This is a genomic window from Cupriavidus sp. C3SS-1 (assembly GCF_057073755.1).
Map to the genome: position 1 here is coordinate 1392443 of NZ_CP172700.1, position 14079 is coordinate 1406521.

10 protein-coding genes are annotated in these 14079 nt (G+C 64.4%); 2 read left to right on the plus strand and 8 right to left on the minus strand.

The window, feature by feature from the left end; all coding sequences use genetic code 11:
* Positions 1-12 precede the first annotated feature (12 nt).
* Entirely contained in the window at positions 13-1542 is a 1530-nt protein-coding gene (locus ACIGJC_RS22465) for an argininosuccinate lyase (RefSeq protein ID WP_483711622.1), read from the plus strand.
* A 95-nt stretch (positions 1543-1637) separates the two neighbouring features.
* Here ACIGJC_RS22465 and bcsZ read toward each other — a convergent pair whose 3' ends face one another.
* Both bcsZ and ACIGJC_RS22475 read right to left on the minus strand, forming a co-directional pair.
* Positions 1638-2798 carry a cellulose synthase complex periplasmic endoglucanase BcsZ gene (gene bcsZ / locus ACIGJC_RS22470; protein ID WP_483711623.1) on the minus strand — a complete coding sequence of 387 codons (1161 nt, stop codon included), beginning with the start codon at positions 2796-2798 and terminating at the stop codon, positions 1638-1640.
* 126 nt (positions 2799-2924) lie between these two features.
* On the minus strand, positions 2925-5156 hold the full coding sequence (locus tag ACIGJC_RS22475; RefSeq protein WP_483711624.1) for a glycosyltransferase: 2232 nt from the start codon (positions 5154-5156) through the stop codon (positions 2925-2927).
* 79 nt (positions 5157-5235) lie between these two features.
* Here ACIGJC_RS22475 and ACIGJC_RS22480 point away from each other — a divergent pair, with 79 nt between their 5' ends.
* The gene (locus tag ACIGJC_RS22480) at positions 5236-5958 is read left to right on the plus strand and encodes a hypothetical protein (protein ID WP_483711625.1); all 723 of its coding nucleotides are present in this window, start codon (positions 5236-5238) and stop codon (positions 5956-5958) included.
* A gap of 752 nt (positions 5959-6710) precedes the next feature.
* On the opposite strand, the gene glmS is transcribed toward ACIGJC_RS22480, so the two are convergent.
* From glmS to ACIGJC_RS22510, 6 genes are all read right to left on the minus strand, one after another.
* Positions 6711-8549 carry a glutamine--fructose-6-phosphate transaminase (isomerizing) gene (glmS, locus tag ACIGJC_RS22485; RefSeq protein WP_483711626.1) on the minus strand — a complete coding sequence of 613 codons (1839 nt, stop codon included), beginning with the start codon at positions 8547-8549 and terminating at the stop codon, positions 6711-6713.
* 88 nt (positions 8550-8637) lie between these two features.
* Positions 8638-9441 (minus strand): hypothetical protein, encoded by an 804-nt coding sequence (locus tag ACIGJC_RS22490; RefSeq protein WP_483711627.1) that lies wholly within the window; start codon positions 9439-9441, stop codon positions 8638-8640.
* A 2-nt stretch (positions 9442-9443) separates the two neighbouring features.
* Positions 9444-10295 carry a YaiO family outer membrane beta-barrel protein gene (locus tag ACIGJC_RS22495; protein WP_483711628.1) on the minus strand — a complete coding sequence of 284 codons (852 nt, stop codon included), beginning with the start codon at positions 10293-10295 and terminating at the stop codon, positions 9444-9446.
* A gap of 98 nt (positions 10296-10393) precedes the next feature.
* The gene (locus ACIGJC_RS22500; RefSeq protein WP_483711629.1) at positions 10394-11359 is read right to left on the minus strand and encodes a hypothetical protein; all 966 of its coding nucleotides are present in this window, start codon (positions 11357-11359) and stop codon (positions 10394-10396) included.
* 31 nt (positions 11360-11390) lie between these two features.
* A complete protein-coding gene (locus ACIGJC_RS22505) occupies positions 11391-12467 on the minus strand; it encodes a bactofilin family protein (protein ID WP_483711630.1) in 1077 nt (358 codons plus the stop codon).
* A 15-nt stretch (positions 12468-12482) separates the two neighbouring features.
* Complete coding sequence (locus ACIGJC_RS22510; protein WP_483711631.1) at positions 12483-14033, minus strand: glycosyltransferase family 2 protein; 1551 nt, start codon at positions 14031-14033, stop codon at positions 12483-12485.
* Positions 14034-14079: the final 46 nt, after the last annotated feature.

Below are 14079 nucleotides of genomic sequence, written 5' to 3' on the forward strand. Positions count from 1 at the left end.
CCAGGACAAGCCATGCCCCTTGCACGTTGGAAGCACAACGCCTCCCGCATCCTGAAGTCGTCCGGCTTCATCGCTGTTGCCGCGTCGATACTCCCCCATGCCGCACTGGCCGCCGACAACGTTCACCATGACGCCTTCTACTGGCTTGGCGAGATCAACAAGGCGTCCGCCGTCATCAACGCCGACGAAGGCCTGCTGGACAAGTCGCTGGCGCCGAAAGTCGCCGGCGGGGTTGCAACCGTGCTGGCCAACGGCGACAAGCCCGGCGGCAAGCGCCCGTCCACCGTGATCACGTTCGAGCCGCTGATGATCCAGGCGGCCGGCCAGGAAGTCACGCTGTTGCACGCCGGACGCTCCAGCCAGGACATGCTTGCCACGGTGCGCGCGGCGATGCTCCGCGAGAAAATGCTGGCGCTGGCGGACCAGCTGAACAAGACTTCCGCCACCATCGTCGGACTGGCCAGGAAGCATGCCGGCACCATCGTGCCCAACTACACCAATGGCGTGGCGGCGCAGCCGAACAGCTACGGGCATTACCTGCTGGGTATGACGGCGGGGCTGGACCGCGATGCCGAGCGCATCCGCGAGGCCTATCGCCGCATCGACCGCTCGCCGATGGGCACCACGGTGCTGAACGGCACCGGCTGGCCGCTGAATCGAACCAGGATGGCGAGCTACCTCGGATTTTCCGCGCTGGTCGACAATGCCTATGACGCATCGCAGATCAGCGCCGTGGACCTGCCGGTCGAGGCGGCATCGATAGTGACCAGCATCGCGCTGCACGCCGGCAGCTTCGTCGAGGACGTCATGACGCAGTATGCCCAGCCGCGCCCCTGGATTCTCCTGCGCGAAGGTGGCGGCAATACCTATGTGTCGAGCGCGATGCCGCAGAAGCAGAATCCCGGGCTGCTGAATTCCACGCGGGAGCGCGCCTCGACCGCGCTGACACTGGCGATGGGGCCGGTCATGCGCGCGCACAACCTGCCGCCGGGCATGTCGGATGCCAAGGACGCCGTGGTCAACGGCGAAATGGTCGACAGCGCGATCCGCGTATTGCAGGGCTGGGACAGGATCATGCAGGCCCTCGTCATCGACCCGAAGCGCGCGCTGGAGGAACTCGACAGCGACTGGACCGCATCGCAGGAACTGGCCGACGAACTCATGCGCAAGTACAAGCTGCCATTTCGTATCGGCCACCATTTCGCCTCGGAACTCGTCGAGTACGCAAAGGCGCATGACATCCGGCCGAGCGCGTTCCCCTACGCCGAGGCACGGCGCATCTACGCCGAGTCCGTGCGCGACTACAGCAGCAATACCGACTTCCCGATGAGCGAGACGGAATTTCGCGCGGCGCTGGATCCGGTCGCGATCGTCAACCACCGCGTCACGCGCGGCGGACCGCAACCTGCGGAGATGGCACGCATGCTGAAGGAGGCAGACCAGCGGCTTGCACAGCAGGATGCCTGGATCCAGGCCAAGCGCGGCGCCATCGACGCATCGCTGGCCCGGCTGGACCTGGACTTCAGCAAGCTGTTGAAGTAGGCCCGGCCCCATTACCCGAGATACCGCTCGCCATGCTGGCGCGAGCGGGCCACCTTGGCCGGCACGCCATACGCGGCCGCCCGGCCTTAGAATTGCTATCGGTCTCCGAAGGTTGACGCCCTGACGGGATGTGCTTCCGACTGCAGGAAGCCGTCCGCGTCGAACCGGTATCGCTGCTGCGCCCACCCCGAGGCAAACAGCAGGAGATTCCTGTCGTAATAGCCAAGCGACGGCCACTGGCTCTCGATATCGCTTTCCATTTTCAGCCGCACCCGGTCGGCGAGTGGCGCCTGTCCCGCGGCAACCAGGAACGGATAGACGGCGGCAGAGAATCCGGCGGGGCCCTCGCCGAACACCTCGCCCGTCTGCACGTTCACGTAGTGCGGCACCCGGCCGCTCGCGGCAAACGTCTTCGCCATGCCGCCCAGCGCGTTCAGCAGTTGCGCGGCGGACGGATCCGCCGGATTCAGCATGCCTGCCCAAAGGTACGTCCTGATGGCGTCATAGCCGCCGGTCGGACCTTTGGATGGCTCGATCGAAAAGCCGGCGCCCTCACTGAAACGGCACCAGTCCGGCGCGTAGCCGGCAGGAGCGCTTTGGGCCAGCAGCTTGACCTGATTCGCTGCGACCGACTGCCAGGGCCCCTCCGGCTGGTGCGAGGCAAGACGGCGCAACAGCTGCACCGGAGCGTAGCTCGGATTCATCAGGTAGGTCCGCTCGGCCAGGCGAAATCCGCTTTTGCCGGGGATCAGGATAAAGCTGCCGTCAGCCAGGCGCGCCATGTCGCTGGACCGGATGGCGGCAAGCATTTCCGTGCCCAGTTGCCGGCATGCCGGGCGCTCCCAAACGCGTGCCGCCTCCAGCAAGGTGTAAGCCATCCAGAGTTCGGCATCGGTCGCGGTATTGCTGTCGAGGGTGCCCCAGCTGCCGTCCTTGCGCTGCCCCCACAGCCATGCCGGCGGTTGTGCGCGGTCAGTCCAGAGGTGGCTCAGCGTCCAGTCCAGCAGCAGGTCGAAGCGAGCCTTGTCATTGGCGACCAGGGCAAAGAACAAGGCATAGGCCTGGCCCTCGGATGTCGTGCGGGCCTCGCGGGCGTGCTCGATGACGCGCCCGTCCGAACTGATGGCATCGCTGGCATAGCGATCCCACAGCGTCCACGAGGGCTGGGAGATGGCCCGCGCGAATCGTATGCGGCACCCGATGCCCGCGGAAAATGCCAGGGTGCTCGCGATCCAGTGCCGCCGGCTGCGGTTCATGCACGGCCCTCCCCGGTGAGGTTGCCAGAATGTGGTGATACGATTCTGGCGGGGCGCGCGGCCGCTGGCAACACAACTTGCCTGGCAAGCCGGCGCAAGCACCACACCAGCCCCCCTGGAACGGTCCTATTGTTGCCGTGGTTGCTGTGGTTCCCGCGCCAGCGTGGCGGGCGCGGCGTTGTAGAGATGGATCGCGCCGGTCGGGGTCTCCAGCATTCCCGCCGGACTCAGGCTGATGTGCTGCTCGGACTGCCGCCCGGCGATGCGCTGGCGCAGCACTGTATCGGCGCGCACGTCGAAGGCCATGCTGCTCGCGATCATCGACAGCGCATGCCCGGCCTCGCCCTTCGCGTAGGCCACGGCAATCGGCGAGGCGGCATTGCTGCCTTGCTGCGACAGCAGGCCGGGCTCCCAGATCTCGTCGTTGGCCGGCAGGCTGGCATCGCGCCGCAGCGCGCTCGCCAGCCGCGCCAGTGGCGGCGCCTGCCGTTCGCGCAGCCGGCCCATTTCGAACTGGAGGCCGCTGCCGAACAGGAACGTGTCAAGCATCCGTCGCGCCTCGGGGGACGCCCACTGCAGGTGCAGCTCGATCAGGCAATCCTCCTGACCCGAGACGCCTTGCCGGGACGTGAAGGTGGCCGCCGCATCACAGCGGACCACGGCATTGGGGAGGTGCACCTCCACATCGACCTTGGCCTCGCGCGGCAGTGCCGGCACGACTTCGCCACGGTAGAGCGCGCTGCTTGCCGACAGGTCCACGGTCAGGCCGAAGAACGACTGGTTCTGCATGGTCAGCGTCAGCGGAATGCGCAGCGGAAAGCGGTAATCCCCGCCGGCCCGCCGGCCGACCCGCAGACTGAAGCGCGCCAGCAGGATCGCTGTCCAGACCGTCACGCTCGCCCAGAAAATCGAGATGATCCCCGCGCCCAGCGGAATCTCGTCCTGCACCATGCGGGCAATGCCAGCCGGAATGCAGGCGGCGTTCAGCACGCCGACGCCGAGCGACGGGGCCAGCCACAGCCAGGTCCTGCCGCGCTTGTTGAAGTCCTTGCAGGTCACGGCGAACGACACCCGCCTGCGGAACAGGCCCGTGATCGTCAGCATGAACGCGAAAAAGCGCGCCATGCCGTATTGCTCGTTGAGCAGGAAGGAGACATAGCCCCTGCCCAGCTCCAGGAAGACCAGCAGGGAAGCCAGGTAGTAGACCGAGAAGATCGCGAAGAAGGTCCACGTCGAGCCGATGATCGGCAGCATGCCGAAGCCCAGCACCGCCGGCGGCGTCAGGAAGAAGACCAGCTTCTGCCAGCCCTCGAAATAGATCAGCATGGACGCCAGGTAATTCAGCCGCTGCCCAAGGCTCAGGCCGCGGCTGAAGACCACGCCCTCGCGCCGCAGCACCTGCATGGCGCCCGTGCCCCAGCGTATGCGCTGGCTCAGGTAGGTATCGATGTTGTGGGGCGCCAGGCCATAGGCGAGCGATTCGGCGTGGTAGACCGAGCGGAACCCCTTCTTGTGGAGCCGGATCGACGTATGGATATCCTCGGTCACCGTGTCGACCGCAAAGCCGCCGACGGCTTCGAGCGCGGACCTGCGCAGCAGCACGCAGCTGCCGCAGAGGAAGCTGGCGTTCCAGGTGTCCTTGCCGCGCTGGATCACCTTGTAGAACACCGACTGCTCGCTCCAGACCGCCTCGCCGGCAACACGATGGCTGAAGGCGTCGACGTTGTAGAAGTCCTGCGGCGTCTGCACGAACGCCACCTCCGGATCGGAGAAGTATCCGAGCGTCTTGGACAGGAAGTCCTTGCGCGGGGCGTGGTCGGTATCGAAGATAGCGACAAATTCGCCGCCGCTGTACAGCAATGCGTGATTGAGGTTGCCGGCCTTGCCGTTTGCATTCATGCCGCGCGAGAGATACTTGCAGTCGAGTTGCGCCGCCAGCTTGCGCATTTCGTCCCGATTGCCGTCATCGAGCAGCCACGTCACATGGGGGTACTGGATGTTCTTGGCGGCCAGCAGCGTCCTGCGCACGAGCTCGGCGGACTCGTCGTAGGTCGGCACGAAGACATCGACGCTGACGCCGCTCAGCGCCGGCGGCGCCTCCCGGTCGCTCATCCGGAAGGTCATCATCACGTAGCACAGGCCGTTCACGAAGCCGAACAGCTCGGCGGCGTACAGGGCCAGCGACAACCCCATCGCTTCCGGGTTGAAGGTCCCGCTACGCCAGATGAAGTAGATGATGCCGCTGAGTATATAGGCGACCACCAGGATCCGGACCGATAGTGCTGGCCTTTCCAGTGCAAAGCGGGGACCGAGTCCCAGAGCATTTGTCGACGCCTGCCCATCCGTCTGTGCGGCCATCACCTTTCCTCTCCAGCCTTGCGCGGCACGGGACCCTGGTCTCGCGTCGACGCGGGTTGTTCGAGCATTGAGTCTTGTTATGGCGTGGACGGGGATCGGTCTGCGTGACGGCACGTGTCAGGCAAGCCAGTGCACAGATACCGGCATTGCCGGGAAATATGGCGACATCGATCAGCCCATCTTCCCGATGGCGTGGCCCGATGGCCTGCGCTCACCCTCGACGACACGGTGGACAGGGGCCGGACTCATCAGCAATGAGGATAGGGAAGGACGGAACCGCGCGGGGACCCGCGATGTGGCCTACCGAACATTGCGCGGACCCGGCACGGCGCTGCCTTGGCGCTTTGGCAAGCTGCTCAAGCAGGGACCTGCACTGCGCGGCCGTGCGGTATATTCCGCTCTTCGACAATACGCGTTAGCAACCGGCATGGCCAAGAAATCGATTCGGGTATCGCATATCGGGATACCCGGTGACCTGAGTGTCCTGAAACTGAAAAGCTACCTGAGATCCGCACTCGCTGAGGCGGCGCAAGGAACTGGTGACAACGAGATCCTGCTGGTCAAGGTGCTGGTGCCGCAGCCACTGGGCCTGCGTGCCGGAGAAAAGCTGTTCGACAAGGTCTTGCAAGGGATCGTCGACAAGGACCCGCGCGTGAAACGGGTGTCGGTCGAATTTATCGAAGGCGAAGTGACGCCCGGGAAGATCGCGGAAAGCCAGGCGCGAACGCAAAAGGAAATCGATGCATATGGGCACTTGCTCGAGGCATCGATCGATGACGAGCAGCCTGGCCAGACCACTTAGTGCTGCCTGCTATGCCGGTGGGGCGAGGTCGGCGTTCAGAATGAATACGTTCTGAACGAACGCCCCGCTAATCCAGGCGAATATTATTCAGGCATGCCCGAGTGCTAGACGCAGGCCATCCGCCCTGTTGATGTGCCCGCTTCCTCCCCGGACCGACGCAGGCTCTTTCGGCCCTGGCACCGGAAGCCTCCCTCAATACAAGACGCGCCGATAAAGCGGGCCATTTTCGCTTGACCCCGGCGATCGCCAGCGCCGCCGCCGACATGCAGGCCCCGCTGAGGCTGAGGTGTACTCGCCCGCCTTATCCGACTTGCTCCCGGATCTGCTGATTCGCCGGCGGCGCAATGATGAGGAGCCGCCATGCTCTGTTCGATGACGAACGTTTTGTGTCCATCAAAGCATGGCTTGCCGGGCACGGGGCATTACATTTAGCGAAAGCCGAATAAGGCCAAACAATCGCTTGAATCTGGGTTACGGCAATTGTGCGGACTTTTGCTTGTCGACCCAGCCCGGACCGGCGTTTCCCCGGCGTCGGTCCGCCTTTTTTGTTCAAAGTTGATGTCAGAAACGGAAGCACCAGCATTTGCGCCGTTGATGTCCTCGCGCCTGCCGACTTGTGAGCCGCGCAGCAGCCGAAGGCGATGATGCGATAGCGGTGGCGGTCGCCGGCTACGCCGGCGAAACAGCGGCATCTGCCAAGACCGACACCCTGCAATTCGCCGAAGAACGAACCCTCTTTTATCCACCCCCAATCACTCCACCGTCACCGATTTCGCCAGGTTACGCGGCTTGTCGACATCGGTGCCGCGGATGCAGGCGGTGTGGTAGGCGAGCAGCTGCATCGGCACCGCGTGCAGGATCGGTGACAGCTCGCCACCGTGCTCGGGCAGCCGGATGACGTGGATACCGTCGCCCGAGCCGATCCCCGAGTCGCTGTCCGCAAACACATAGAGGCGGCCGCCGCGCGCGCGCACTTCCTGCATGTTCGACTTGAGCTTTTCAAGCAGCGCGTCGTTCGGCGCTACGGTGACCACCGGCATCGCCTCGGTGACCAGCGCCAGCGGGCCATGCTTCAGTTCTCCCGCCGGATAGGCCTCGGCATGGATATACGAAATTTCCTTGAGCTTGAGCGCGCCTTCCAGGGCGATCGGATAGTGCAGGCCCCGGCCCAGGAACAGCGCGTTCTCTCGCCTTGCAAAGTCCTCGGCCCAGGCGATGATCTGAGGCTCCAGCGCCAGCACGCCGCCCAGCGCGGCCGGCAGGCGGCGCAGGTTGGCCAGTGCGGACGCTTCCGCTGCTTCGTCGAGCAGCCCGCGCGCCTTCGCCAGTGCCAGCGTCAGGATGTACAGTGCGGCGAGCTGCGTCGTGAACGCCTTGGTCGAAGCCACGCCTATCTCGACGCCGGCCCGCGTCAGGAAGCGCATCGCGGTCTCGCGCACCATCGCGCTGGTCGCCACGTTGCAGACCGCAAGCGTGTGCGCGTGCCCCAGCTCCCGGGCGTGGCGCAATGCGGCCAGCGTATCGGCGGTCTCGCCGGATTGGGAGATCACCACTACCAGGGCGTTCGGATTGGGCACGGTCTGGCGATAGCGATACTCGCTGGCCACTTCCACCTGGGTCGGGATCCGGGCGATCGATTCCAGCCAGTACTTGGCGGTGCAGCCCGAGTAGTAGCTCGTGCCGCAGGCCAGCACCAGCACGCTGTCGATCCGCGCGAACGCCTGCGCCGCACAGTCACCGAACAGCTCCGGGTGGATGGCCTCGACGCCATGGATCGTATCGCCGAGCGCGCGTGGCTGCTCGAAGATCTCTTTCTGCATGAAATGGCGGTATGCCCCAAGCTCCACCGCCGTGGCGCTCGCCCTCACCTCGCGCACTTCGCGCTCGACGGCGTGGTCGGCCGCATCATGAACCTTCACGCCGTCGAGCGTGAGTTCCATGACATCGCCCTCTTCCAGGTAGATCACGCGGTTGGCGGTACCGGCAACTGCCATGGCATCTGACGCGAGGAAGGCCTCGTTCTCGCCGAGCGCCACCACCAGTGGCGAGCCCGACCGCGCGCCGACCAGGCGGTCAGGCTGGTCCTTCGAGACCACCGCAATGGCGTAGGCGCCGTGCAGGCGCCGGGTGATCGCGCGCACCGATGCAAACAGGTCGCCGCGCGTGGGGTTGTCCGGACACGTGTAGGCCTGGTGGACCAGGTGCGCCACCACTTCCGTGTCGGTCTGCGATTCAAATCCGTAGCCCGCTGCGCGCAACTCTTCGCGCAAGGACTCGTAGTTCTCGATGATGCCGTTGTGCACCAGCGCAATGGTCCCGCACGATATGTGCGGGTGGGCGTTGACGGTGTCAGGCTTGCCGTGCGTGGCCCAGCGGGTATGCGCCACGCCGACTTGCCCGACCAGCCCCGAGGCCTGACTCTGCGCATCCAGCTCCGCCACGCGCAATACGGTGCGGGCGCGCTGGAGCGCGCCTTCGAGCACTACGGCCAGGCCGCAAGAATCGTAGCCGCGGTACTCCAGCCGGCGCAGGCCTTCCACCAGGACCGGGACGATATTGCGCGACGAGATCGCGCCGACGATGCCACACATGACGGGTGCTCCCTGCGACGCGAGACACGCACTTCGATGCCGCGGGTGCCCGCCGCCATGCACCCTGCCCCGCTTCCACTGCCTGTCCCTATCGTCCCCTTAGTCGCTGCCAGCTCATCCCCCACCCGTACAACGCGATACAGGAAAAGATGACAAGTGTCGGACCAAACAGGAACGACAACACGGGCAGCCACAACATCGAGAACTTCTGCACGATGTAGACATGCAGCATCAGCTGCAATGGGACCGCGACAGCCACAAAGACCAGCGTGATAACGGTCAGGGCAATCTTCTTCGCCCATGAATAATCGAAGATGTAGTAGACCAGCGCATGCGCCCAGGGCAGGACTACCAGGAAGCCGACCGCGGCCTTCATCCCGTTGTCGATAAAGCTGCCCACGGTGTAGGGAAACTTCTCTGGCATGAAGGCAAAGAAGGCGAGCGCCGTGAACTGGATCAGGATGCCGAACAGCAGGAAATAGCGCAGCGGCAGCATCCGGTCAGGCATGCGCAAGGCAAGCAGGCCGCCAAGGACCGTCAGCGCCGCCGACATGCGCCACGTCACCGCGTCAGGCAGCCCGGCCACCACGTCGAGGTGTGGCAGCGACAAGTCGAGCCCTGCCACGCTGGTCAGGCGCTCCGTGACGGCACCCTGGATCTCGAGCTTATCGAGCCAGAAGGCGAAGACGCCGGCCCAGATGGCACTGAGATCGTTGTGCAGGCTCCATTCGATCGCGTTGAACAGCAATGGAACCAGCACGATACCCGCTATAGTCGGCGCCGAAAGACTCAGGCGATCCAGCGATCGGTGCCGTGCGACACTGATCACCGTACGGCCCAGGGACTCCCCCTTGTCGGGCGCGGCGGAAAGTGGCGTGGATGCATGCATCATGGCTAGAACTCCACGAAGATCCCCGCCTCCGCTTGCTTGCGCTTGTAAGACGGGTTTTCATAGTAGATCGCGCGCAAATTGAACCCCCACGTCTTGGTGATCCATTTGCGCCACGTTAACGTGAACTCCTGGCTGTTGAAATCATTCAGCAAGGTTTGCTGGCCAGTCAATTGATACGCTTCATTGCCACCTTCGTACTTGAAGGTGAGGAACTGATCCTTGTCGCGGCCATAAGTCAGCGCAATGACACCGCGATTGGACCGGACATTGCCAGGGTCACTGCGGTTGAACCGCCCGAGGACCTGGACGATGAAGGGCTGGTCGAAGTAGTAGGTCAGGCCCACCAGCAAGGTCTTGTCGTCATAGATTTCCTTGGCCTTGTAGTAAGTAAAGCCCAGGCCCGCCACCAGGTTCTTCTTGGGCAGAAGCTTGCGAAACAGCATCCCGTCAAACCGGTAATCCGGCAGGAAGAAGCCACCCGCACTGGTGCCGCCGCTGAGGAAGGCGTACCAGTCCTCATTGAACGTCCGCGTGTAGCCCAGGCCAAAGAACGTACCCTGATCGCCGAAGTGACTCTGATGGCTGATCTCGCCGGTCACGTAATCGTTGGGCGTCAGGTTTACACCGCCCCGGAGGTACTGGTCGTTCCAGTTCGGGTTATCGCCGGTCAGATTGGCGTGCCCGAGGCCCCCCTCGATAAAACCGGTCAGCAGCGGCGCGAAGGTGCGCGGCCCGGTGCCTTCCACCTGGGCAAAGGCATTGGTCGAAGTCACTGCCATCAGCATGCCCAGCAGGGGAAGCCAGTTTCGGCTTCCGTGGGCGGCATGGATTCCCCGCAGCTTTCCGTGGCGCATATTGTCATCACCCTCCAGTGGTCATGGCCCCAATGCCTACGGCGCAACTCTGGGGAGCCCTGCTTGATCGTTACGAATCCGCCCGTCTTAAGGGAGGGCTACCGACATCGCAAGCCGGCCGGTACCGGCGCGATGGCCTGCTCCGGGGTCAATCGCGCTACGAAAGCCTGGAATAGCGCCTCCTCCAGGACGTTCCAGTGCGTCCCGTGCCGGAACTGGGTCGCGCGTACGCGCCAGCAGGTGATGGCATCCTGGTCCCCCATCTTGTCGGCCACCTGGGCCACCAGGCCCCAGGGATAATCGGTCTCCGGCAACTGCAGCCAGGCAAAGCGGTGTTGCGCCATCCAGGCCGCGTAGCGCACCTTGGCCGGCTGGTCAGCGGGCGCTACCCCAGCAAGGATAGGAAATATCTGGGCAACTGTGTCTGGATAGAATTCGACCTTGTCGCGCTCCTGGGTGCTGACCTGATAGCCAAAGCCCGGCCGCCAGAACACCTTCAGGATGTTCTGCTCGAGCTGGTCGGCCCTCACCGTCCACTTCTGCGCAGCTTCGGTGTCCTCGGCGTCTTCCCAGTATTTGCCCACGGCCCTGAATGCGCTGTAGATCTCGACGTTGTCCATCATGAGGGAAACAGGCAGGTCCGCGGCGATATGGAAAACGCCGAGTTGCGGATCTCGCAAACTGTCGAGATGGCGGCTCGCCTTGTCAAAGCTCCGTTTCCACGCCGGAGGCATGCCCTCGGGCGGTGAAAACCGGACCAGCAGCTCCATCCAGGTGGCAAGCAGGGCATCGTCCGCGTCCGCCCGGCGGCACGACGCAAAGCGGCCGCGGGTCAGGCAGTAGCGCTCGAACTGTCCGCTCTTCAGCTGTCGCGGCATCAGCCAGTTGATCCACCGGCGCGCGGCGGCGTTGGCGTCCAGGCCGATGTCCGACGCGACCAGCAGCGCTTTCATGGCAAAGTACGGATCGACCGAGTCGCCACCGTAGTAGGTCGTGATCGCGCCGTCGGGCCGCTGGTATCCGGTCAGGCGCAGTTCCGCAGCGGAGCCATCCAGGCAGAGCATGGAAGCGCAGAGGAGAAGGAGCCCGCAGAATCTATTCATGCTCGTCGCTCGGCGAAGCCGTGGTGGCCGGCATTACCCTTCCTCCGACAATCGCGCTCACCGCGCCATGCACCGTCGTCCCACTCCAGACATAGACCTCGGGGGCGGCCAGCGAGGTGGGCCTGGACAAGAGACCTATCAGGCAGTTCTCGGCAATGCTGGCCGACTCTTCCGCGGCAACGGGGCCCATGATGGCACAGCAAGGCGCGACATAAAGCGCGGTACCGCACACCAGCGTGCCGTCGATGCGGACACGCGTCCCAACCCGGATGGAACCGGTTGCCTTGACACTCCCCGCAATCCGCGTCCCGCTTCCGATCTTCAGGTTGCCGTGGACGATCAGGTCTCCGTCGTAGCGGATGCCGGGCGGAAGATAATAGTCATGCTCCATGATGCGGCGGCCGAGATGCGGGGATGGTCCCGCGCCCGTTCGCTCCCGGGGCTCCAGCACAGGCCGGCGCTGGCCATTGACGGTGGCATCCTTGCGATGATCCGGATTGCCGAAACGGATCGTGCTTCCCGCCAGCGAGGTGAACTTGCACCCCTCTTCCACGACAACGCCCTGCAAGGCCGCCAACGGACCAATCAAGCTGCAGTTCGCCGCGACGTGCGCCGAGCGCGCATGCGCCCAATGGTCCAGCACGCTGCCCTCGCGAAGGACCAGGCCGCCTTCGGCCACGACCACGCGCAGGCGGTTCCATTCCCCGCTGTGGACATTGCGCTTCGCATAGAGGTCGCGCGTAAAGGTGAAGTTGTCCGGCAACTCCAGGTCGCCCTGGGCCAGCAGCACGCGATCGCAGCGCTTGCGCGCCATCTCCGAGGATGTCGGTACCCAGTCGACGCCGACTTCCAGCACGTCGTCGCGCAACGCCCCTGCCCTGGCCATATCGCCCGGATTGGCATCCAGCATGGCGCGGAACTCGGTCGCTACGGCGCGCACGTCCAGCGTCAGCTCACCATCGATCGCCAGCGGCGAGATGTCGCGGCGCCGCCGCCATTCCACGTAGGCCGGCGCCAGGGGCAGACCGAAAGCCAGGAAGGTCAGGACGACCAGCAGGATTGGCCACATTTTTTCAGCTCCGTTTCAGCCGCCCTGGCGGTAGCGTTTCGTCTTGTCCCAATACAGCTTGCGTTGAAACAGGACATCGACGATCACCTGGTCGAACATGGCTCTCGCGATCGTGAAGGCACTCACGATGAATCCGAAATAGTTGAATGGCAGCAAGCGGATGCGTTCGCGGCCGCCGTCGAGGTGAACGGCCGCTGCAATCTCGAAGAATGCCGCGAAGTTGCCCAGCGTGCCGTAAGACATCAGCGCGAGCAGGATGAGCGTGCTATGCAGCGCGAACCCGCTCGTGTAGAACAGGAAGATCGTCAGCGCCCAGCCCAGCAGCATGACCGGTGCCATGGTGTAGATGGCGAGCAGCGCCACGCCATCCAGGCGTTCCAGCAGTCCGTGCCCCGGACATGCAGCCACCCGGCGGACGTGACGGTAGAACGACTGGTTATGGCCCTTGGTCCAGCGCATGATCTGCCGGATGCGGACCGGCCACGCCTCGGGGACTTCTTCGTAGCACTCGGCCCAGTTCTGGTAGATCGTCTTCCAGTTTCCCAGCAGCAGCCGGTACGTCAGGTCGGTGTCTTCGGCCAGCACGTCATCGTGCCAGCCACCCACGCTGCGCAGCGCGCGCACGCGGACACCGCCGACCGTACCGCCGTACTGGGGCACGAGCCAGAGGTTCATGCGCGCCTGCTGGTCCACCTGGTAACCACCGGAGCGCTCCATGTCGAGCAACCTCGTCAGCAGGTTGCTGCCGAGATTCAGTGGCACGACCCGGCCCATGGTAGCGCCGACCTCGGGATCGAAGAACGGGGCCACCAGTTGCTTGAGCAAGCCGACCGGGGGCAGGTAGTCGGCATCGAAGACGACGATGATGTCGGTCTTGACGGTCTCGCTCGCATCCTTGAGCGCGGCAGCCTTGCCGGGTTTCCCGGCGATCCGGTGAAACGGGTGGATGCGGCCGGGATGCCGCGCCGCGAATTCTTCGATGATCTCGCGCGTGCGGTCGTTCGAGCGGTCATTGACGGGCATGATCGTCAGCCGGTCCGCCGGATAGTCCGTCCGCAGCAGGCACTGCAAGGAGCCGGCGATCACCGCTTCCTCGTTGTGCGCGGCGATCATGACGGTCAACGACGGCCATTCCGCGACATCGATATCGAGATAGGGATGCCGCTGCCTGCCGAACAGCCGGTTCAGCGTGAAGATGTAGTGCCTGACTGCGTAAAGCACGATGAGGGTCATGATCAGGGTCAGCAGCCCCGTCATGGTCGAGACAGCGATGTGACCCGCTTTCGTACCGGTCGCCGGCGCTTCAAAGACCGGGGCAGGCGGCCGCTCGAGGGTATCGTCGGGCTCGTCCTTGTAGCTGCCCGCAGGCTGTCGCACAGCGACCATCGCTGCTGTGTCCTTCACCTGGCCTGCCTCGGCCCTGTCGCTTTGCGAGAGGTCGGCTGGTGCCACCCTTCTCGCGACGACCGCGTGCGCAACGCGCGGCTCGGCGGCGCTCGGCGAAGCATGGGCCATCGCGGAGAACACCGCGCCCAGCAGCAGGATAGTGCCAAGTGATCGAAGCATGAGTGATCCACTGTGTGCGGGGTCATCGCCGGACGGCGTTACATTG

Coding starts and splice junctions, on each gene's coding strand:
- ACIGJC_RS22465 (WP_483711622.1), top strand. CDS start 13: ATGCCCCTTGCACGTTGGAAGCACAACGCCTCCCGCATCCTGAAGTCG.
- bcsZ (WP_483711623.1), bottom strand. CDS start 2,798: ATGAACCGCAGCCGGCGGCACTGGATCGCGAGCACCCTGGCATTTTCC.
- ACIGJC_RS22475 (WP_483711624.1), bottom strand. CDS start 5,156: ATGGCCGCACAGACGGATGGGCAGGCGTCGACAAATGCTCTGGGACTC.
- ACIGJC_RS22480 (WP_483711625.1), top strand. CDS start 5,236: ATGGCGTGGACGGGGATCGGTCTGCGTGACGGCACGTGTCAGGCAAGC.
- glmS (WP_483711626.1), bottom strand. CDS start 8,549: ATGTGTGGCATCGTCGGCGCGATCTCGTCGCGCAATATCGTCCCGGTC.
- ACIGJC_RS22490 (WP_483711627.1), bottom strand. CDS start 9,441: ATGATGCATGCATCCACGCCACTTTCCGCCGCGCCCGACAAGGGGGAG.
- ACIGJC_RS22495 (WP_483711628.1), bottom strand. CDS start 10,295: ATGCGCCACGGAAAGCTGCGGGGAATCCATGCCGCCCACGGAAGCCGA.
- ACIGJC_RS22500 (WP_483711629.1), bottom strand. CDS start 11,359: ATGCTCTGCCTGGATGGCTCCGCTGCGGAACTGCGCCTGACCGGATAC.
- ACIGJC_RS22505 (WP_483711630.1), bottom strand. CDS start 12,467: ATGTGGCCAATCCTGCTGGTCGTCCTGACCTTCCTGGCTTTCGGTCTG.
- ACIGJC_RS22510 (WP_483711631.1), bottom strand. CDS start 14,033: ATGCTTCGATCACTTGGCACTATCCTGCTGCTGGGCGCGGTGTTCTCC.